At 72.0% G+C, this 19,740-nt stretch carries 16 protein-coding genes; 9 read left to right on the top strand and 7 right to left on the bottom strand.

Annotated features, from left to right (window positions below):
• Positions 1-31: 31 nt before the first annotated feature.
• The gene (locus ACFC8N_RS07765) at positions 32-3,421 is read right to left on the bottom strand and encodes a S41 family peptidase (RefSeq protein ID WP_376287352.1); all 3,390 of its coding nucleotides are present in this window, start codon (positions 3,419-3,421) and stop codon (positions 32-34) included.
• Between the two features lie 179 nt (positions 3,422-3,600).
• On the opposite strand from ACFC8N_RS07765, the gene ACFC8N_RS07760 reads away from it, so the two are divergent.
• The 5 genes from ACFC8N_RS07760 (at position 3,601) to ACFC8N_RS07740 (ending at position 8,992) form a co-directional block, all read left to right on the top strand.
• Positions 3,601-4,209: a TetR/AcrR family transcriptional regulator gene (locus ACFC8N_RS07760; protein ID WP_356027053.1), complete on the top strand. Its 609-nt coding sequence runs from the start codon at positions 3,601-3,603 to the stop codon at positions 4,207-4,209.
• A gap of 103 nt (positions 4,210-4,312) precedes the next feature.
• Positions 4,313-6,538, top strand: coding sequence for an MMPL family transporter (locus ACFC8N_RS07755; protein WP_376287350.1), 2,226 nt, complete (start codon positions 4,313-4,315; stop codon positions 6,536-6,538).
• Between the two features lie 148 nt (positions 6,539-6,686).
• The gene (locus tag ACFC8N_RS07750; protein ID WP_356027058.1) at positions 6,687-7,199 is read left to right on the top strand and encodes a YbaK/EbsC family protein; all 513 of its coding nucleotides are present in this window, start codon (positions 6,687-6,689) and stop codon (positions 7,197-7,199) included.
• A 545-nt stretch (positions 7,200-7,744) separates the two neighbouring features.
• Positions 7,745-8,632, top strand: coding sequence for an NAD(P)-dependent oxidoreductase (locus ACFC8N_RS07745; protein ID WP_356027061.1), 888 nt, complete (start codon positions 7,745-7,747; stop codon positions 8,630-8,632).
• A gap of 84 nt (positions 8,633-8,716) precedes the next feature.
• Positions 8,717-8,992 (top strand): DUF1876 domain-containing protein, encoded by a 276-nt coding sequence (locus tag ACFC8N_RS07740; protein WP_356027063.1) that lies wholly within the window; start codon positions 8,717-8,719, stop codon positions 8,990-8,992.
• A gap of 25 nt (positions 8,993-9,017) precedes the next feature.
• Here the strand turns inward: ACFC8N_RS07740 and ACFC8N_RS07735 are convergent, their stop codons facing one another.
• From ACFC8N_RS07735 to ACFC8N_RS07725, 3 genes are all read right to left on the bottom strand, one after another.
• Positions 9,018-10,187, bottom strand: coding sequence for a serine hydrolase domain-containing protein (locus ACFC8N_RS07735; RefSeq protein ID WP_362821497.1), 1,170 nt, complete (start codon positions 10,185-10,187; stop codon positions 9,018-9,020).
• Between the two features lie 89 nt (positions 10,188-10,276).
• Positions 10,277-10,723 carry an organic hydroperoxide resistance protein gene (locus tag ACFC8N_RS07730; RefSeq protein ID WP_376287348.1) on the bottom strand — a complete coding sequence of 149 codons (447 nt, stop codon included), beginning with the start codon at positions 10,721-10,723 and terminating at the stop codon, positions 10,277-10,279.
• Positions 10,724-10,829: 106 nt separating this feature from the next.
• Positions 10,830-11,324: a MarR family winged helix-turn-helix transcriptional regulator gene (locus ACFC8N_RS07725; RefSeq protein ID WP_376287346.1), complete on the bottom strand. Its 495-nt coding sequence runs from the start codon at positions 11,322-11,324 to the stop codon at positions 10,830-10,832.
• 135 nt (positions 11,325-11,459) lie between these two features.
• Between ACFC8N_RS07725 and ACFC8N_RS07720 the strand changes: the two genes are divergently transcribed.
• Complete coding sequence (locus ACFC8N_RS07720) at positions 11,460-11,804, top strand: SsgA family sporulation/cell division regulator (RefSeq protein WP_356027070.1); 345 nt, start codon at positions 11,460-11,462, stop codon at positions 11,802-11,804.
• On the opposite strand, the gene ACFC8N_RS07715 is transcribed toward ACFC8N_RS07720, so the two are convergent.
• The 3 genes from ACFC8N_RS07715 to ACFC8N_RS07705 all read right to left on the bottom strand — a co-directional run bounded on the left by ACFC8N_RS07715 (position 11,805) and on the right by ACFC8N_RS07705 (position 17,074).
• A complete protein-coding gene (locus ACFC8N_RS07715) occupies positions 11,805-13,475 on the bottom strand; it encodes a penicillin-binding transpeptidase domain-containing protein (protein WP_376287344.1) in 1,671 nt (556 codons plus the stop codon).
• A gap of 98 nt (positions 13,476-13,573) precedes the next feature.
• Entirely contained in the window at positions 13,574-15,190 is a 1,617-nt protein-coding gene (locus tag ACFC8N_RS07710) for a penicillin-binding transpeptidase domain-containing protein (protein ID WP_376287342.1), read from the bottom strand.
• A 135-nt stretch (positions 15,191-15,325) separates the two neighbouring features.
• Positions 15,326-17,074: a dolichyl-phosphate-mannose--protein mannosyltransferase gene (locus ACFC8N_RS07705; protein WP_376287340.1), complete on the bottom strand. Its 1,749-nt coding sequence runs from the start codon at positions 17,072-17,074 to the stop codon at positions 15,326-15,328.
• A gap of 111 nt (positions 17,075-17,185) precedes the next feature.
• On the opposite strand from ACFC8N_RS07705, the gene rsmI reads away from it, so the two are divergent.
• The 3 genes from rsmI to ACFC8N_RS07690 all read left to right on the top strand — a co-directional run bounded on the left by rsmI (position 17,186) and on the right by ACFC8N_RS07690 (position 19,655).
• Positions 17,186-18,034, top strand: coding sequence for a 16S rRNA (cytidine(1402)-2'-O)-methyltransferase (gene rsmI, locus ACFC8N_RS07700; RefSeq protein WP_376287339.1), 849 nt, complete (start codon positions 17,186-17,188; stop codon positions 18,032-18,034).
• Between the two features lie 258 nt (positions 18,035-18,292).
• The gene (locus ACFC8N_RS07695) at positions 18,293-18,712 is read left to right on the top strand and encodes a hypothetical protein (RefSeq protein WP_356027080.1); all 420 of its coding nucleotides are present in this window, start codon (positions 18,293-18,295) and stop codon (positions 18,710-18,712) included.
• 46 nt (positions 18,713-18,758) lie between these two features.
• A complete protein-coding gene (locus ACFC8N_RS07690; protein WP_376287337.1) occupies positions 18,759-19,655 on the top strand; it encodes a TatD family hydrolase in 897 nt (298 codons plus the stop codon).
• The last annotated feature ends 85 nt before the right edge of the window (positions 19,656-19,740 follow it).

Raw genomic sequence — 19,740 nt, 5'->3', positions numbered from 1 at the left:
CACCCTCCTTCTGGAGGGTGCCCCGCGCTCCTTATTGACGGCCCCCTTGCCGACTGTTCCTCGGCGGCAGTTTCGGGCGGGAGCGGTTCGGGACGTCGCTGTAGTCCGGGGGGATGGCCGCGGGGGTGGTGGTCAGGAGGTCCAGGGCGAGTTGGATCGCGTCGTCCATCTGGGCGTGGCGGCCCTCGGCCCAGTCCAGGGGGGTGCGCATGATCTCCAGGTCGGGGGCGACGCCGTGGTTCTCCACGGACCAGCCGTAGGCGTCGAACCAGGCCGCGTTCATCGGGACCGTGATGACCGTGCCGTCGCCCAGCCGGTGGCGGCCGGTCATGCCGACCACGCCGCCCCAGGTGCGCTGGCCGACCACCGGGCCGAGCCTGAGCAGCTTGAAGGCGGCCGTGATCATGTCGCCGTCCGAGGAGGTCGCCTCGTCGGCGAGGGCCACCACCGGACCCCGTGGCGCGTTCGAGGTGTACGACACCGGCTGGGCGTCCCGGGTCAGGTCCCAGCCCAGGATCGTCCGGGTCAGCTTCTCGATGACGAGTTCGCTGATGTGCCCGCCCGCGTTGCCCCGCACGTCCACGATCAGCGCGGGCCGGGACACCTCCATGCGCAGGTCGCGGTTGAACTGGGCCCAGCCGGAGCCGCCCATGTCGGGGATGTGCAGATAGCCGCACTTGCCGCCGCTCAACTCCCGTACGACGCCGCGGCGTTTGGCGACCCAGTCCTGGTAGCGCAGGGGGCGGTCGTCGACGAGCGGGACGACCGCGACCCGCCGGGCCCGGTCCGCGCCCCCTTCCGCGGGCACGAACGTCAGCTCCACGGTTGTTCCGCCGGCGCCGGCGAGGAGCGGATACGGCCCGGTCACCGGGTCGACCGGGCGGCCGTCGACATGGGTGAGCACGGCGCCCTCGCGGATGCCCGTGCCGGCCAGCGGCGAGCGGGCCCGGGAGTCGGAGGAGTCGCCGGGCAGGATCCGCCTGAGGGCCCAGCCGGCTTCCCGGCGGACGAAGTTGGCGCCGAGCAGGCCCTGCCGGCGCTGGTAGTGCGGCGGGCCCTCGTTGCGGCGGGCGGCGGTGACGTACGCGTGCGAGGTGCCCAGTTCGCCGAGGACCTCGCGCAGGAGGTCCGCGAACTCGTCGGGGGAGGCGACGCGTTCGACCAGCGGGCGGTACTGGTCGAGCACCGCGTCCCAGTCGATGCCGCACATGCCCGGGTCCCAGAAGTAGCCGCGGATGATGCGCCCCGCCTCCTCGTAGGCCTGGCGCCACTCGGCGGGCGGGTCGACCTCGTGCAGGATGCGGCGCAGGTCGATCCACACGGTCGTGTCGCCGTCGCCCGGTTCCGTGGACGGGACCGCGCGCAGCTCGCCCTCGTCCACGACGACCAGGCGGGTGGCGTCGCCGCTCACCGCGAACCAGTCCAGATGGTCGACCAGTTCGGACTTCTTGGCCTTGGTGATGTTGAAGTACTCCAGCGTCGGACGGCCGCTGGTGTCGGCCGGGTTGGCGAAGGTCTCGCCGAGCGCGCCGGAGATCGGCCAGCGCAGCCAGACCAGGCCGCCGCCCGCGACCGGGTGCAGCGCGGAGTACTTGGAGGCGATGACCGGGAACGGCGTGACCCTGTTCTCCAGGCCCTCCACCTCCACCGTCACCGTGCCGGCCTCGCCCGTCTCCTCGTCCTCGACCGGGTCGAGCCCGCCCGCGGCCGGGCGGCCCTCGGGGTTCAGCGCGAAGGGGGAGGGGGTCGCCGAGCTCAGCGGGACGAGGTACGGCCGGCAGCCGAGCGGGAAGGAGAGGTCGCCGGTGTGGACGTCGTACACCGGGTCGAAGCCGCGCCAGGAGAGGAAGGCGAGGTAGCGGCCGTCGCGGGTGAAGACGGGGTTCTCGTCCTCAAAGCGGCCGTTGGTGACGTCCACGATGTGCCGGTCCTTGATCCGGGCCAGCTTGATCTCGCGCAGGGAGCGGCCGATGCCCGGGTGGGACCAGGCGAGCCAGGCGCCGTCGGGGGAGAAGGCGAGGTCGCGGACGGGGCCGTTGACGGAGCGGATCAGCTCGGTCACCTGGCCGGCCGTGCCCCCCGGCACCTCGGCCCGCGCGCTCTCCCCGGCCTCCTCGCCCTCCTCGGGCCCCTCTGCTTGCGCGGAGCCCTCGGCGGCGGCCCGCGCGGCCGGGGTCTCCGCGGCCTCGCCGCCCTCCCCCTCCCCCGTGTCGAGCAGCAGCAGCCGCCCGTCGTGCGAGGCGATGGCGAGCCGTTCGCCGAGCGGGTCGCAGACCATCTCCAGGACCCGGCCGAGCGCGCCGGAGGCCAGCCGGTGCGGGGCGCGGTCGCCGGACGCGCGGGGCAGCTGGGCGATCTCGACGGCGTCCTCGCCGTCGGCGTCGGTGACGTACGCGACCTTGCCGGTCGTGCCCAGCATCTCCGGCAGCCGTACCCGGACGCCGGGCGTGTCGGCGATGGTGCGGGCCGGGCCGTCGCGGTGGGTGAGCCAGTACAGGCTGCCGCGGACGACGACGGCGCCGGCCCGGCCGGTCTCGTCCACGGAGATGCCGTCGACGTTCTGCGCGGCGGGCACCTGATAGCGGCGGCGGCCGGTGGCGGGCCCGGCGAGGCGGACGTCCAGCTTGTGCGGCACGGCGTTCGGGGAGAAGTCGTCCACGAGCCACAGGTCGCCCGCGCACTGGTAGACCACCCGGGTGCCGTCGCCCGCGGCGTGCCGGGCGTAGTAGGCGTCGTGGTCGGTGTGGCGGCGCAGGTCGGTGCCGTCGTACGCGCAGGAGTAGAGGTTGCCGACGCCCTCGTGGTCGGAGAGGAAGGCGACGCGGCCGGCGACGAACATGGGGCAGGCCAGATGGCCGCCGATGTCGGGCACGAGCTGCTCGCCGTGCAGCCACAGGCGGCCCATGGCGCCGCCGCGGTAGCGCTTCCAGGAGGCCGGTTCGTGCGGCGGGGTGCCGGTGAGCAGCAGGGTCCGGTGTTCGCCGTCGACGTCGGCGACCTGGATGTCGGTGACCGGCCCCCAGGGCAGCCGCGCGCCGGGGTCGCCGTCGGTGGGGACCTTGTAGGCCCAGGTGAAGTAGGAGAAGGGCTGGTCGTGCGAGGCGACCGCGAGGATGTCGCTCTCCCCGTTCTCGGGGGGCGTCCAGCCGCAGACCCGGGTGTCGGAGCTGCCCCAGTACGTCAGCTGCCGCGCGGGACCGCCGTCGACGCCGACGAGATGGATCTCGGGGTCGAGGCTGCGCCAGGTCGTGTAGGCGATGTGGCGGCCGTCGGGCGAGAAACGCGGGTGGCCGGTCTTGGTACGGTCGGCCGTGAGGCGCCAGGCGCGGCCCGGCGCGTCGAGGGGGGCCAGCCAGAGGTCGTCCTCGGCCACGAAGCACAGCAGGTCGCCGCTGAGGTGGGGAAGGCGCAGATAGCTCACCTCCCTATGCTTTTCCGGGCAAACGGCACGGGCAACTCGTACGCGGGAGACCGGCGCCGGTTTATGGAAAGCCAACAAGCGTGACCCAACCCACGTACGAAACGGTTTCGTTTCGCTCGCTCTCAGGGTATGTTCATGGAGTACGAAACAGGAGGCTCCGGAGCGGAAGGGTGAGTGGCATGACCGAGGTCGTCGCAACAGGGCGCCGCAGTCGGATCACGCCCGAGCGGGAGGCCGAGTTGTACGAGGCCGTGCTCGACCTGCTCCGCGAAGTCGGCTACGACGCCCTCACCATGGACGCCGTCGCCGCCCGTACCAAGTCCAGCAAGGCGACGCTCTACCGCCAGTGGGGCGGCAAGGCCGAGCTGGTGGCGAAGGCGGTGCGGCACACCAAGCCGGGCGGCATGGGCCTCGACGAGATCGACACGGGATCGCTCAAGGGCGACCTGCACGCTCTCACCCTGCGCTCGGACGACTGCGAGATGGAGCAGAACTCCGCGCTGATGCGGGGCCTGGCCATGGCGGTGCACAGCAATCCGGATCTCCTGCGGGCGTTCCGGGATCATCTGATCGAGCCCGAGATGGCGTCGTTCCGCCGCGTGGTGCAGCGGGCCGTCGACCGGGGCGAGGTCCGAGCGGACAACCCGGCGGTCGAGTTCATGATGCACATGATGCTCGGAGGGTTCGCCGCCCGCACCATGATCGACGAGCTGCCGCCGACGCAGGCCTTCCTGATGTCGTACATCGACGCCGTGGTCCTCCCCGCCCTCGGCGTTCCCACCGACTGATCTCTCTCCCCAGCAAGCCCACCTTCTGACGTCTCCGCTCACGTCGTCGGGCTGACCACCCCTGCCCTGATCAACCCCACGACCTGACCGGGAGTACGCCTCCGTGGCCACATTCCTGTACAAACTGGGCCGTCTCGCCTTCCGGCGACGGCACTTCGTCGCCCTCATATGGGTGGCGCTGCTGACCCTCGCCGGGGTCGGCGCCGCCTCCGCGCCGCCTGCCGGCAGCACGTCCTTCTCCATCCCCGGCACCGAGGCGCAGAAGGCTTTCGACCTGCTCGAACAGCGCTTCCCCGGGATGAGCGCCGACGGCGCCACCGCACGTGTCGTCTTCAAGGCGCCGGCCGGCGAGAAGATGACCGACAAGCTCAACAAGACGGCCGTCGAGAAGACCGTCAAGGAGCTGGGCAGCGGTTCCGAGGTCGTCTCCGTCGCCGACCCGTACGCCGGGCACGCCGTCAGCCGGAACGGCTCGATCGCCTACGCCTCGGTGAAGTACAAGGTCTCCGGGATGGAGCTCAAGGACTCCTCCAAGAACGCCCTGAAGGAAGCCGCGCAGCACGCACGCGACGCCGGGCTGACCGTCGAGGTCGGCGGTGACGCGCTCACCGCGACCCCGGAGACCGGCTCCAGCGAGGTCATCGGCATCGCGATCGCCGCCGTCGTCCTCGTCATCACCTTCGGCTCGCTGCTCGCGGCCGGATTCCCGCTGCTGACCGCGCTCATCGGCGTCGGCATCGGCGTCTCCACGATCACCGCGCTCGCCAGCGCCCTGGACCTGGGCTCCACGACCTCCACCCTGGCGTCGATGATCGGCCTGGCCGTCGGCATCGACTACGCCCTGTTCATCGTCTCCCGCTACCGCGCCGAACTGGCCGAGGGCCGCGAGCGCGAGGAAGCGGCCGGCCGCGCCGTCGGCACGGCGGGCTCGGCGGTGGTCTTCGCGGGCCTGACCGTCGTCATCGCCCTGGTCGGCCTGTCGGTCGTCAACATCCCGATGCTCACCAAGATGGGCATCGCGGCCGCCGGCACCGTCGCCATCGCCGTCCTCATCGCGCTGACGATGATCCCGGCGCTGCTCGGCTACGCCGGCCGCAGGGTCAAGCCCGCCGGCGAGAAGAGCAAGCTGCTCGGCGGCGGCCGTAAGCCCAAGAACCCGGGCCGGCCCAACATGGGCACCCGCTGGGCGAGCTTCGTCGTACGCCGCCCGGTCGCCGTCCTCCTCCTCGGTGTGATCGGCCTCGGCGCGGCCGCGGTCCCGGCCGCCTCCCTCCAACTCGGCCTCCCGGACGACGGCTCCCAGCCGACCTCCACCACCCAGCGCCGCGCCTACGACCTGCTCTCCGAGGGCTTCGGGCCGGGCTTCAACGGCCCGCTGATGGTCGTCGTCGACGCCAAGGGCAGCCAGGACGCGAAGGCCGCCTTCACCAAGGTCGGCGACGAGATCAAGGGCCTGAAGGACGTCGTCACGGTCACCCCGGCCGTGCCCAACAAGGCCGGTGACACCGCGACCATCACCGTCGTCCCCGGATCCAAGCCGTCCTCGAAGACGACCGAGGACCTGGTGCACACCATCCGCGACAAGGGCGCGGAGGTCGCGCGGCAGACCGACTCCAAGATCCTGGTCACCGGCTCGACGGCGATGAACATCGACGTCTCGCAGAAGCTGAACGACGCGCTGCTGCCGTACCTGGCGCTGGTCGTCGGGCTGGCCTTCCTCCTGCTGATCGTGGTCTTCCGCTCCGTCCTCGTCCCGCTGAAGGCGGCCCTCGGCTTCCTGCTCAGCGTGACGGCGGCGCTCGGCGCCGTGGTCGCGGTCTTCCAGTGGGGCTGGCTGTCCGGCCTGTTCAACGTCTCCGAGACCGGCCCGGTCATGTCGATGATGCCGATCTTCATGGTGGGCGTCGTCTTCGGTCTCGCCATGGACTACGAGGTCTTCCTCGTGACCCGGATGCGCGAGGCGTACGTCCACGGCGAGAAGCCGACCCAGGCCGTGGTCACCGGCTTCCGGCACGGGGCGCGGGTCGTGACCGCCGCCGCGGTCATCATGATGGCCGTCTTCTCCGGCTTCATCGGCTCCAGCGAGTCGATGATCAAGATGATCGGCTTCGGCCTCGCGATCGCCGTCTTCTTCGACGCGTTCATCGTCCGCATGGCGATCGTCCCGGCGGTGCTCGCCCTGCTCGGCAAGCGGGCCTGGTGGCTGCCCAAGTGGCTCGACCGCGCCCTGCCGAACGTCGACGTCGAGGGCGAGGGCCTGCGCACACAGTCCTCCACGGACGGCAAGGACACCGACCCGGACGGGGAGCGGGAGCTGGTACGCGCGTGACGTACCGCTCGTAGTCCGCAGGGACTACGAGGACCAGCCGGTGAGGGTGCCCGTGGGGACGGGGCTGCACCCTCACCGGCTGCTTTTGTTCCGGCGGCAGCTGAAAACGCCGTGAGCACGGCCGGAACGATGCCGTAGCGTGCCCCGCATGACGACGACCGCCACCGGCACCGGCGAGTCCGGTGCCCACCCCCGGTTCGCCGAAGCGATGCGTGCGCGCGGGCTGGAGGACGTCCTCGCGCGGACCCGGCGCTTCCCGGAGGCCACCCGGACCGCCGCCGAGGCCGCCGCCGCGATCGGGTGCGGGCTGAACCGGATCTGCAAGTCGCTGGTCTTCGCCGCCGACGGCGTCCCGGTGCTCGTCCTGATGGACGGCGCCTCGCGCGTGGACCTGGAGCGCGTGCGCGAGGAACTGGGGGCGGGCGAGGTCACCCGGGCCGACGCCGGTGTCGTGCGCGAGACCACCGGGTACGCCATCGGCGGCGTCCCGCCCTTCGGACACCGCACGCGCACGCGTGTCCTCGCCGACCGCTTGCTGCTCGCGCACGACGAGGTGTGGGCGGCGGCGGGCACGCCGTACGCCGTCTTCCCGGTCGAGCCGCAGGCGCTGGTGGCGCACGCCGGTGCGGCCGTGGTGGACGTGCGCGAGCAGATCACGTGACAGCGGACATCAGGTGGCGGTGAGAGTCCCGGTGACGCGCGTCAGCGTGGCCGGGGCGGTGCCGGACAGGTTGGTGAACAGGTTCGCCGTGACCGTCCCGCCCGCGGAGACGGTCCACAGGTCGGGTGTGCCGTCACCGTTGGCGTCGGCGGCCTGCAGGTCCAGTGCGGCTCCGGTGTTCCACCCGGTGGCGACCGTCCAGTTGTTCCAGTCCGCGCTGCCGTCGTCGTGGTGGTGCGCCCGGGGCGGGGTCTGTGTGACGAGGACGAGCCCATGAAGTCGTCGGCTTTCCGAGGGGGCCGACCGGCCCCGAATGGAGTCAAGTTACGGTATGCGTCACGGGAGTTCGCAGGGTCCCTACGGACTGTCCGACCAGGTCGCGCCCGGACTCTCGCAGCTGCGTGCCGACCCGTGCTGCTTCCGGAGCAGCAGGCGTGAACCGCCGTACGCGTGCGTGCGTGTGTCCGTCCGCGCCGCGAAGATGGCCGGGGACCACGTGGCCGGGGACCATGCGACAGCAGCCGGACGACGACAGGGAGCCGTCAATGACCGACAAGCCGACCGTGAGCGTGCTGGGCACCGGCATCATGGGGGCCGCCATGGCCCGCAATCTGTGCCGGGCGGGGCTGGACGTGCGGGTCTGGAACCGGACGCGCGAGAAAGCCGAACCGCTCGCCGCCGACGGCGCCCGCGTCGCCGCCACGCCCGCCGAGGCCGTGGCGGGCGCCGACGTCGTCCTGACGATGCTCTACGACGGCCGGACGGTCCTGGACACCCTGCGCGCGGCCGCCCCGGCGCTGCGCCCCGGCACGGTGTGGGCGCAGTGCACCACCGCCGGGGTCGACCTGGTCACCGACCTGGCGGGCTTCGCCCGCGAGCACGGGCTGGTCTTCTACGACGCTCCCGTCCTCGGCACCCGCCAGCCCGCCGAGGCCGGTCAGCTGACCGTGCTGGCCGCCGGGCCCCAGGAGGGGCGGGCCACGGTCACGCCGGTCTTCGACGCGGTCGGCGCGAAGACCGTGTGGACCGGGGACGACGGCGCCTCGGGCAGCGCCAGCCGGCTGAAGCTGGTGGCCAACAGCTGGGTCCTCGCCGCCACGGCCGCGACCGGTGAGGTGCTCGCCCTCGCCCGGGCCCTCGGCGTGGATCCGCAGGGCTTCTTCGACCTCATCGAGGGCGGCCCGCTCGACATGGGCTATCTGCGCGCCAAGGCCGCGCTGGTGCTCGACGGCAGGCTGTCACCGGCGTCGTTCGCCGTGGCCACCGCCGAGAAGGACGCCCGGCTGATCGTGCAGGCCGGTGAGCGCGGCGGCGTACGCCTCGACGTCGCCGCCGCGACCGCCGAGCGGTTCGCCCGCGCCGCCGCCCAGGGCCACGCCGACGAGGACATGGCCGCCGCGTACTTCGCCAGCTTCGACGAGAAGGGCGCGTAGCCGAGAAGGGCGCGCAGGCGCCGACATGACGGCCGGGGGTGCCAGGGCGCACCCTGGAAGCAGCGGTCTTCGGAGGTGGTCGTCATGTTGCAAACCGCTGTCGGATGGCATGTCGAGATGGAGTTCGTGGAGGACGATCTGCACACGCGCGCGGTGGCCATGGTGCGCTTGCCCGACGGCTCGGAGATGCGCGCGCACGGCCGGGCCAGCAGGCACACCGTCGACGCCAACCAGCCCAGGGTCGGCGAGGAGATCGCGGGTGCGCGCGCCCTCAACGAACTGGCCATGCAACTGCTCACCAAGGCCCACGAGGAGATCGACGCGGCGTCCGGACGGACCTCGCACCCGATCAACGTGTGACACCGGGCGGGCCCGGCGGCGCGCGTTACGCGAGCGCCGTGCGCAGCGCCCGTACCAGCGCCTGCGCCCGCGGGTCCGCCGTCACGCTTTTGTGGAAGCCGTTGGTGACGTAGCCGAAGGAGACTGCGGTCTCCGGGTCGGCGAACGCGAGGGCGCCGCCGCGGCCCGGGTGGCCGAAGGAACCGGGGGTGAGGAGCGGGGACGCGCTGCCGTGCAGCATGTGGCCGAGGCCGAACCGGGTGCCCACCACCAGGACCCGGTCCGGTCCGGCCGACCGCTCGGTGCGCGCCAGTTCCGTCGTCTGCGGGGTGAACAGGCGCGTGCCGCCGTCCACGTCGCCGATGAGGGACGCGTAGACGCGGGCCAGCCCGTCGGCGGTGGCGATGCCGTTGGAGGCGGGCAGGGCGGCCGCGCGGTAGGCGGGGTCGTTCTCGTCGGGGAGCGGGGTGATGGCGGCGAACGCCCGCCGGGTCAGCGAGTCGGGATCGGCGTAGGCCTCGGCCACCGCGCGCTTGGGGCGCGTCTTCAGCGTGCCCGCGGTCTCCGGCGCCTGGACCGGTCCGACGCGGCCCACGCGCGCGTGCTCCGATTCCGGCAGCCCGAGCCAGAGATCCGCGCCGACGGGTCCGGTGATCTCGTCCGCGATCCAGTCGCCGACCGGGCGCCCGGTGACCCGCCGGACCAGCTCGCCGGTGAGCCAGCTGTAGGTCTGGGCGTGATAGCCGTGGTCCGTGCCCGGCTCCCACACCGGCGCCTGCGCGGCGACCGCGGCGGCGCCCAGGTCGGGGTCGGCGGCCTCGGCGGGGGTCAGCGGGCGGTCCAGCACGGGTATGCCCGCGCGGTGGGCCAGCAGATGCCGGACGAGGGTGTGCTCCTTGCCGGCGGCCTTGTACTCGGGCCAGTACGTGCCGACCGGGGCGTCCAGGTCCAGTTCGCCGCGCTGGTGCAGGAGCAGCAGCGCGGCGGCGGCGACGCCCTTGGTCGCCGAGCGGACGATCTGCGCCGTGCCGCGCTCCCAGGGAGCCCCGTCGGCCCTGCCGTCGACGTCCTTCGCGCCCGCCCACAGATCGACGACCTTGTGCCCGTCGCGGTACACGGCCACCGCCGCGCCGCGCTCCCCGAGCAGCGCGAAGTTCGCGGCGAACGCCTGCTTGACCGGCTCGAAGCCCTCGGCCACTGTGCCGTGCACGTCCACGCCCACGTCCGTCGTCCCTTCCCGCACTGTCCCGTCGCCTGCGACAGTGCGTGCAACGCCGCCCGTGGGCCTGCGATTCCTCGGCGGGATCAGCCCAGAAGAATCGTTACGTCGATGTTGCCGCGCGTCGCGTTGGAGTACGGGCAGACCTCGTGCGCCGCGTCCACCAGCTGGGCCGCCAGGTCGGCGTCCAGGACCGGAAGGGAGACGCTGAGGGCCACGGCGAGGCCGTAGCCGCGCTGCTTGTTCGGGCCGATGCCGACCTTCGCGGCCACCGTGGAGCCGGTCAGGTCGTAGCCCGCGCGGTTGCCGACCAGGATCAGCGCGTTGTGGAAGCAGGAGCTGTAACCGGCCGCGAACAGCTGCTCCGGGTTGGTGCCGTCGCCGTCGCCGCCCAGCTGCGGGGGCATCGCGACCTTCAGCGCGAGCCGGCCGTCCTGGCTGGTGACATGGCCGTCCCGGCCGCCGTGGGCGGTGGCTTCGGCGACGTAAATGATCTTCGTCGGACGGGTGTCGACGGCGGAGTCCTCGGTCATGGCCGGCCTTCCCCGGAATGAGTGGTGCACAGATACATCGTGCACAAGGTACTGGCCGGTAGGTCGGTGTGTGCCGTCAGGGTGGGCGACCGCGGGTAAGGCGGGATCAGCGCGCTCGGTGCCGGTCGGCCGCCGTGGCGGCGCGCTCGGCGAGGTCCCGCAACTCCGCGCGCAACCGCGCCACGTCCTCGGCGCCGAGCCCCGTCGTGGTGAGGAGCGCGCCGGGGACCCGCGCCGCGCGCTCCCTGAGTTCCTCCGCGCGCCCGGTGCACGCGACGAGCACCGAGCGCTCGTCGTCCGCCGCGCGCTCCCTGCGCACCAGACCCGCCGCCTCCAGCCGCTTCAGCAACGGCGAGACGGTCCCGTAGTCCAGGCGCAGGGCGCGCGCCAGTTCCTTCACGCTGGTCTCGCCGTGCTCCCAGAGCACCAGCAGCACCAGGTACTGGGGGTAGGTGAGCCCGAGGTCGTCCAGAAGTGGACGGTATGCGGCGGTCACGGCGCGCTGTGCGGCGTACAGCGCGAAGCAGAGCTGGTCGTCCAGCAGCAGCGACCCGGCGGCCTCTTTGTCGTCTCGGTCGTCTTGAGGCGTCACGCGCCCCATTCTCGCGGACGTGTGTCGCCGGTCGGCGTGAACAACCGGTCGCCTCCGGGGGCATAAATCGGAAAATATGGCACATTGGAGACAAAGCGGATGCGGGACTTCCGTGAAGGTGACTCAGTGTGAAAGGGCAGTCCGATGTCTGTGGTCGAACAGTACGCGCGCGTCCACATCGTCACGGAAGAGGACGAGGAGGATCCGGAGGCCGTACCGGTGCTGCTGCGGTACGACCCCGACAGTGATCCACGCTCGGTGCGGATCGACCTGCCCGGTACCCACGAGTGGACCTTCTCGCGCTCCCTGCTGGAGCAGGGACTGCGGACGCCGGCCGGGAGCGGCGACGTACGCGTGTGGCCGTGCGGCCGCGTGCAGGCCGTCGTGGAGTTCCATTCCGACAACGGTGTCGAGGTCGTCCAGTTCGAGTCGAAGGCGCTGCTCAGGTTCCTGCGGCGCACCTACACCGCGGAACCCGTAGGGACCTGATCAGCCGCCCGTCTTCAGCAGCGTCGCCACGATCGGCCCGGCCGTGTCGCCGCCGTGGCCGCCCGCCTGGACCACCCCCGCCGCCGCGAGGTCGCCCTTGTAGGCCGTGAACCAGCCGTTCGGCTTCTTCTGGCCGTCGACCTCGGCGGAGCCCGTCTTGGCGCCGTAGTCCCCGCTCATGCCCGCCATCGCCTTGGCGGCCGTGCCGTAGTCCGCCGTGAACTTCATGACGTCCTTCAGCTGGGACTGGGTCTTCGCCGACATCGTGCGCGCGGCCTTCGCCAGCGTGCGGTGGTCCACCGAGGGCGCGACCAGGTACGGCTGGTGGAAGGAGCCCGACTCGACCGTCGCCGCCACCGACGCCATGTTCAGCGGGTTCATCCGCACCGCGCCCTGGCCGATCAGCGAGGCGCCCATCTGCGCGCCGCTCTGCACCGGCACGGAGCCGTCGAACGACGGGACACCGATGGCCCAGTTGTCCATGCCGAGGCCGTAGACCTGCTGGGCCTCCTTCGTCAGGTCGTCGTTCGACAGCTTCGGCGCGAAGTCGATGAAGGCGTTGTTGCAGGAGGCCCCGAAGCTCTGCCTGAACGTGCCCTTCTTGATCTCGGAGTTGTCGTCGTTGTGGAACGTCCAGCCGGCGACCTTGTACGTCTTGGGGCAGGGGTGGGAGGCGTCCGGGGTGATGAGGTTCTTCTCGAACAGCATCGTCGACGTCACGATCTTCATCGTGGAGCCGGGCGCGAGAGAGCCCTGGAAGCCGACGTTGAAGCCGTGTCCGCTGTTGGCGACCGCGAGGATCTCGCCCGTGGACGGCCGCACGAGCACCACCGAGGCCTGCTTCTGCTTGCCCACCTGCTGCTCGGCGGCCGCCTGGAGCGTGGGGTTCAGCGTCGTCTGCACCGTGCCCGGTGTGCCCTGGCTCAGCGCGACGAGCGTCTTGTCGGACAGCTCGGCCTTCTGCGACGCCTTGCCGCGCACCACGCGCAGCTCGATGCCCGCCTTGCCGCCCGCGGTCTTGCCGTACTTCGCGCGCAGCCCGTCCAGCACCGGGCCCAAGGAGGGGTACTTGGCGGCCGTCAGCTCGCCGCCGTCGCGGTCCAGCGCCTTGACGGGCGGGGTGCCCGACGCGCCGGTGACGAGGGTGTCGCCGTCCTCCAGGTCCGGCTGGACGACGGAGGAGTGCCAGTCGACCAGCGGCGTGCCGTCGCTCGCCCGGCGCACCACGGTGAGCGAACTGCCGTACGTCAGCGGCTTGCTGAGCTTGTCGTACGTCACCGTCGCCTTGACGGAGAAGGGCACCTTCGCGCCCGTGGCCGTGCCCGGGGTGAGGGTGACGCCCGTCAGGTGGGCGTCCTTGGCGACGCCGGTGAGCAGCGCGGTGGCGGCCGAGGCGTCGTTCGTGGCGCCGGCCGCGTCGGCGACCTTGCCCTGCTGCCAGGCCGACAGGAAGCGGGTGGCGGCCGCGTGGACCTCGGCGGCGCTGAGCGGACCGGTCTTGACGGCCTTGTGGTCGGCCGAGGCGGACGTGCGCTCGTCGGCCGCCGCGCCGCCGTCCGCCACCGCGTAGACGGCGAATCCGGCGCCGGCGGCGACCACGGCGATCACCCCGCCGAGCACCGCCGGCCTCGTCGTCCTCCGTCGCTCGGCGACGCGCCTTCTGTTGCCCACAGCCTCAGTTCCTCCGTGCGTTCCCCAGGGTCCCCGCCACCCCTTCACTCTCCCCAACGACGGCAATCACCTTAAAGTCCCCACCTTTGAGGGTGACGTCAGTCGGCATTTCGTAGCACGGTTGCGACAATCGGGCCGGCCGCGTCAATGCCGTGCCCGCCGTCCTGGGTCATCGCGGCGGCGGCGACGTCGCCCCGGTAACCGGTGAACCAGCTGTTGGACTTCGCCTGTCCGTCGACCTCCGCCGAGCCGGTCTTGGCGCCGATGTCACCGCCGAGCCCGGCCATGACGCCGGCCGCCGTGCCGCTGTGCGCGGTGCGGCTCATCATGGCGCGCAGCTGCTGGACCGTACTCGGCGACAGCCCACGCGCGCGTGCCGGTTCACGGCCGTCCAGGGAGAGTGGCACGACGACCGGCTGGCGGAACGTTCCGGTCGCCGCGGTGGCCGTCACGGAGGCCATGTTCAGGGGGTTCATCTGGACCTGGCCCTGACCGATCAGGCCGGCCGCCGTGTCCGGGCCGCCGGAGGCGGGGACCCGGCCGTCGAAGGACGGCACGCCCACCTTCCAGTCGCCGCCGAGCCCGAAGCACTGCTCGGCCTCCTGGGTGAGCGAGTCCACCTTCACCGAGTCGGCGAACTTCACGAACGCCGTGTTGCAGGACCGGGCGAAGCTCTCCGCGAGGGTGGCGTGCTCGTCCGGCGCGAGGCCCGTGAGGTTGTGGAAGGTCTGGCTCTGCCAGACGGCCGACGGCGGGCAGGGCGCCGGGCCGTTCGCGGTGGTCAGACCGGAGTCGATGAGGGTCGCGGCGCTGATGATCTTCATCGTGGAGCCGGGCGCGAGGGTGCCGAGGAAGGCCGCGTTGAAGCCGTCCGCGCGGTGGTTGGCGACGGCCAGCACCTCGCCCGTGCTCGGCTTGACCGCCACGACCGACGACTCGGCGTACTTCTGCACGGCCGTCTCGGCCGCCGCCTGGGCGCTCGCGCTGAGCGTCGTGCGCACCCGGCCCGGTCTGCCCTCGGCGAGCGTGAGGAGCGGGGTGTCGGCGTCGTCGCCCGCGTGACGGATCGCCAGCTCCACGCCGGCCGTGCCGCCCGCCCTGTCGCCGTACCGCTCGCGCAACTGGTCCAGAAGGGGACCGAGGGACGGGTACTTCTCCTTCGTCAGCACCGCGCCGTCGCGGTCCACCGCCTCGATCGGCGGGGCCGCCGACTCACCGGTCGTGAGCGTGTCCCCCTGGCGCAGCCGCGGATGGACGACCGACGGCCGCCAGTCGACCAGCGGACGGTGCGAGGTCTCGCCGCGCACGACGGTCAGCGTGCTCCGGTAGGACAGCGGCCGGCTCTTCCTGCCGTAGGACACCGTCGCCTCGACCGTGAACGGCACGCGCGTGCCGGTCGCCGTGCCCGGTGTGACACGCACCTTGCCGATGTGCGCGGCGCCGGCGTAGGCCGTCAGCAACTCCCGGGCGGCCTGCGGATAGTTCGTGTACGACGCCGCCGTCGCCGCGTCGCCCTTCTCCCAGGCGGCGAAGAAGCCCTCGGCGGCCTCCGTTACCTCGGAGCCGCCGGGCGGGCCGGTCTGCACGCCCGCGTGGCCGTTCGTACCCGCGTCGCCGTTCAGCGCGGAGACCATGGTGTAGGCGCCGTAACCGGCTCCGCCCAGCATCACCGCGCACACGGTGCCGATGACGGCACCCTTCACCCCGTTGCGCATCGCGCGCATCCCTTCCCCGTTTCCCCGTGCATGACCGAGCCCTGTTGAACGCGTTCAACAGGGCAGCGGGGGAACTGTAAGCGCTTGTGGGGGAGTTGCGACCGATGTTGTCGAAACCGTGACTCGGGCCGTGGGCTAGACCCACGTATCCAGCCACATCCGCGCCCGCCACTGGTCTATGGGGATCGCGGTGCCGGTGTAGAGCGGCCAGAAGTAGATGAAGTTCCAGATGATCAGCAGCACCAGCACCCCCGCCGCGGACGCGCCGATCACGCGGCGGGTGTCCGAGGAGCCCGGTGGGCCGATGATCGCGCCGAGCAGCATCGCCACCGCCAGACACAGGAACGGCAGGAAGACGACCGCGTAGAAGAGGAAGATCGTCCGCTCCTGGTACATGAACCAGGGCAGCCAGCCGGCCGCGATGCCGCAGGCGACGGCACCGGCCCGCCAGTCGCGGCGGAACGCCCAGCGCCACAGCACGTAGAGGATCGCGAAGCAGGCCGCCCACCACAGCAGCGGTGTGCCGATCGCCAGCACCTCGCGCGCGCACTTCTGGCCCGCGTCCGCCGGGCAGCCGTCCGCGCCGGGGTTCGGGGACTCGTAGAAGTACGACACCGGGCGGCCCAGCACGATCCAGCTCCAGGGGTTGGACTGGTAGGTGTGCGGGGAGGTCAGCCCGACGTGGAACTCGTACACCTCGTGCTCGTAGTGCCACAGACTGCGCAGCCAGTCCGGCAGGAACGTCCAGCTGCCGCCCTTGCCGTCGGTGGCCGCCCAGTTGCGGAAGTAGCCGCCGGTGCCGTCGGACGGGGAGAGGATCCAGCCGAGCCAGGACATCAGGTAGACGGCGATGGCCACCGGAACGGTCGCGACGAAGGCGAGGCCGGTGTCGTACTTGAGAGCTGCGGCATACGGGTGATGGGCACCGGCCGTCTTCCGGGCGCCGACGTCCCACAGGACGGCCATCACACAGAACGCGACCAGGATGTACAGGCCGTTCCACTTGGTGCCGATGGCCAGGCCCAGCATCAGCCCGGTCGCCCAGCGCCAGGGGCGCGGGCCGAAGCGGAACGTGTCGGCCACGCGCGCGTCCGGGCGGACCCGGCCGTCGCAGTCCACGGGCAGGGCCGCGGCCAGCCGCGCCCGTGACCGGTCCCGGTCGAGGACCAGGCAGCCGAACGCGGCCACCACGAAGAACATCAGCACGCCGTCCAGCAGCGACGTCCGGCTCATCACGAAGTGCAGGCCGTCCACCGCCATCAGCGCGCCCGCGAGGCAGCCGAGGAACGTCGAGCGGAAGATCCGGCGCCCGATCCGGCACAGCAGCAGCACGCTCACCGTGCCGAGCAGGGCGGTCATGAACCGCCAGCCGAACGGGTCGAACCCGAAGAGCAGCTCGCCCAGCCCGATCACGTACTTGCCGACCGGCGGATGCACGACGTACGACGCGTCCGTCGGGATCGCGAGATGGCCGTGCGTCTGCAGGACCAGGTCGTTGGCGTTCTTGTCCCAGTTGACCTCGAAGCCGCGGTGGACCAGCGCCCACGCGTCCTTGGCGTAGTACGTCTCGTCGAATATCACCGCGCGCGGGCTGCCCAGGTTCCAGAACCGCATCAGGCCCGCCACCAGCGTCACCAGCAGCGGGCCGAGCCAGGCCGACCACCGGGTGATCCGCCCGGCGAGGACCGGCGGCACGCCGAGCGCCTGCCACAGCCGCGGGCTCGGCTCGGTGTACGGGGGTACCAGACGGTCGCGCACGTCGCCCGACGGCGCGTCCTTCGCCGGTACGTACCCGAATCGGCGCAGCCGCTGCTGCCACGCCGGCCGCCGGTCGTGCGGCGACTGGCCCTGCCGGAGGTCCATGGAGGACGCGGTACTGGTCACCGCGCCATCGTAGGGAACCGTTCTGTGGGAGTCCCGTGCATGTGCGGTACCGGCCGGGGCGCGGTCCGCTTCCCGGGCCGGACTGTCAGTGGTTCCTGGGAGGATGGGGGTGTGACTGGAACCCTTGTCCTCGCAGGTACCCCCATCGGCGACATCGCGGACGCGCCGCCCCGGCTCGCCGAGGAGCTGGCCGGCGCCGACGTGGTCGCCGCCGAGGACACCCGGCGGCTGCGCCGGCTCACCCAGGCGCTCGGCGTCATGCCCAAGGGGCGCGTGGTGTCGTACTTCGAGGGAAACGAGTCCGCCCGCACCCCGGAGCTGGTCGAGGAGCTGCTCGGCGGCGCGCGCGTGCTGCTCGTGACGGACGCCGGGATGCCGTCCGTCTCCGACCCGGGCTACCGGCTCGTCGCGGCGGCCGTCGAGAAGGACATCAAGGTCACCGCCGTGCCCGGCCCGTCCGCCGTGCTCACCGCGCTCGCCCTGTCCGGGCTGCCCGTCGACCGGTTCTGCTTCGAGGGCTTCCTGCCGCGCAAGGCGGGCGAGCGGCTGTCCCGGCTGCGGGAGGTCGCGGACGAGCGCCGCACCCTCGTGTACTTCGAGGCCCCGCACCGGCTCGACGACACCCTCGCCGCCATGGCCGAGGTCTTCGGCGCGGAGCGGCGGGCCGCCGTCTGCCGCGAGCTGACCAAGACGTACGAGGAGGTACGGCGCGGTCCGCTGGCCGAGCTGGCGCGGTGGGCCGCGGAGGGGGTGCGCGGGGAGATCACCGTCGTGGTCGAGGGGGCGCCCGAGGCCGGGCCCGAGGAACTCGACGCGGAGGAGCTGGTGCGGCGCGTGCGGGTGCGGGAGGAGACCGGGGAACGGCGCAAGGAGGCCATCGCGGCGGTGGCGGTGGAGGCGGGGCTGCCGAAGAGGGTCGTTTTCGATGCCGTGGTGGCGGCCAAGCGCTCCGCCGGGTGAGGTGTTTCGGGACCCGCCCCCACCTGCGGGAAAACACCCTCTGAGCAGGGGTGTTCTCGGGTGAGCGAGTGGGCCATGGGACGGCAAAAGGCTGTCGCCGATGGCAAAGCGAAAAGGGACCGGACGGGGCGTATTCGGCAAGGAAGCGCCAAATCGCCTCCAACACTCGACAGGCCGGATGCGTTCGGCTCCACGGAAGCGTCCACTGGTCGAAGGGACGCACACGGGTCCCTCGACCAGCGGACCAGAGGAGCTGGCATGAGCGAGATCGCAGGGCAGACCGGCCTCCGCGGTACGGCCACAGCCGTCGTTCACGAGTCGTATTCGTTCGCCTGCATGCGCTGCGGGCACGGCTGGGAGCAGTCGTACGAGATAGAGCACCACAAGGATGCCGACGGGCAGGAGTTCGTGCTGTACGTGGCCGACGGCCGGGTCGTGCCGTCGCCGCTGAGCAGGCCCAGCTGCCACAACTGCGACGGTCACGTCGTGCGGATCATGCGCGCCGGGCAGGTCTCCTCGGTGTGCGGCACCGCGGAGCACCGGCACAGCGTGCCGCAGGCGGGCCCGGTCGAGACCCCCGCGGTGCCCTCCGGGGCCGTGGCGCCCGAGCTGCCCCGGGAACCGCACCACTGGCATCTGTCGGATCTCCTGCACCCGTTCCAGCGCAAGGCGGGCTGAGCGGGCGCCGGCGTCCGGCGGCATGCCCCTTTCGTAGGATCGGGGCATGCCTTCGAACGCCGGCCAGAGCACCAAGGACGACAAGAACAGCGCACCGCCGCTGCCGCCACCCCTCACGGTGCCCGTCGCCGACTCCCACACCCACCTCGACATGCAGTCGGGCACGGTCGAGGAGGGCCTCGCGAAGGCCGCGTCGGTGGGGGTGACGACCGTCGTCCAGGTCGGCTGCGACCTCAAGGGCTCGCGGTGGGCCGCCGAGACCGCGGCCGCGTACGACAGCGTGCACGCCACCGTCGCCCTGCACCCCAACGAGGCCCCGCGCATCGTGCACGGAGACCCCGACGGCTGGTCGCGGCAGGGCGCCCGCGAGCCGGGCGGAGACGCGGCACTGGACGAGGCCCTCGCCGAGATCGACCGGCTGGCCGGGCTGGCGCAGGTCAAGGGCGTCGGCGAGACGGGCCTGGACCACTTCCGCACCGGCCCCGAGGGCAAGGCCGCCCAGGAGCGGTCCTTCCGCGCCCACATCGAGATCGCCAAGCGGCACGGCAAGGCGCTCGTCATCCACGACCGCGACGCGCACGCCGACGTCCTGCGCGTCCTGAAGGAGGAGGGCGCCCCCGAGCGCACCGTCTTCCACTGCTACTCCGGCGACGCCGAGATGGCGGAGATCTGCGCGCGCGAGGGCTACTTCATGTCCTTCGCCGGCAACGTCACCTTCAAGAACGCCCAGAACCTGCGGGACGCCCTCGCCGTCGCCCCGCTGGAACTGGTCCTCGTGGAGACCGACGCGCCCTTCCTGACCCCGGCGCCCTACCGGGGCCGGCCCAACGCTCCGTATCTGATCCCGGTCACCGTGCATGCCATGGCCGCCGTGCGCGGCCTCGACGAGGACACGCTGGCCACGGCCCTGGCCGCGAACACCGCCCGCGCCTTCGGTTACTGAGCGCACACGGAACACGCGGCACACACGCGCGTACGGGCAACAGTGCGTAGTCGCGTCGCTTTGGAGAGTGACGACCGCTCCGCTA

It is taken from the genome of Streptomyces sp. NPDC055966, assembly GCF_042269865.1.
Lineage (GTDB): Bacteria > Actinomycetota > Actinomycetes > Streptomycetales > Streptomycetaceae > Streptomyces.
The sequence above is the reverse complement of the archived record's forward strand: the minus strand, read 5'-3'. Positions and strand labels throughout refer to the sequence as shown.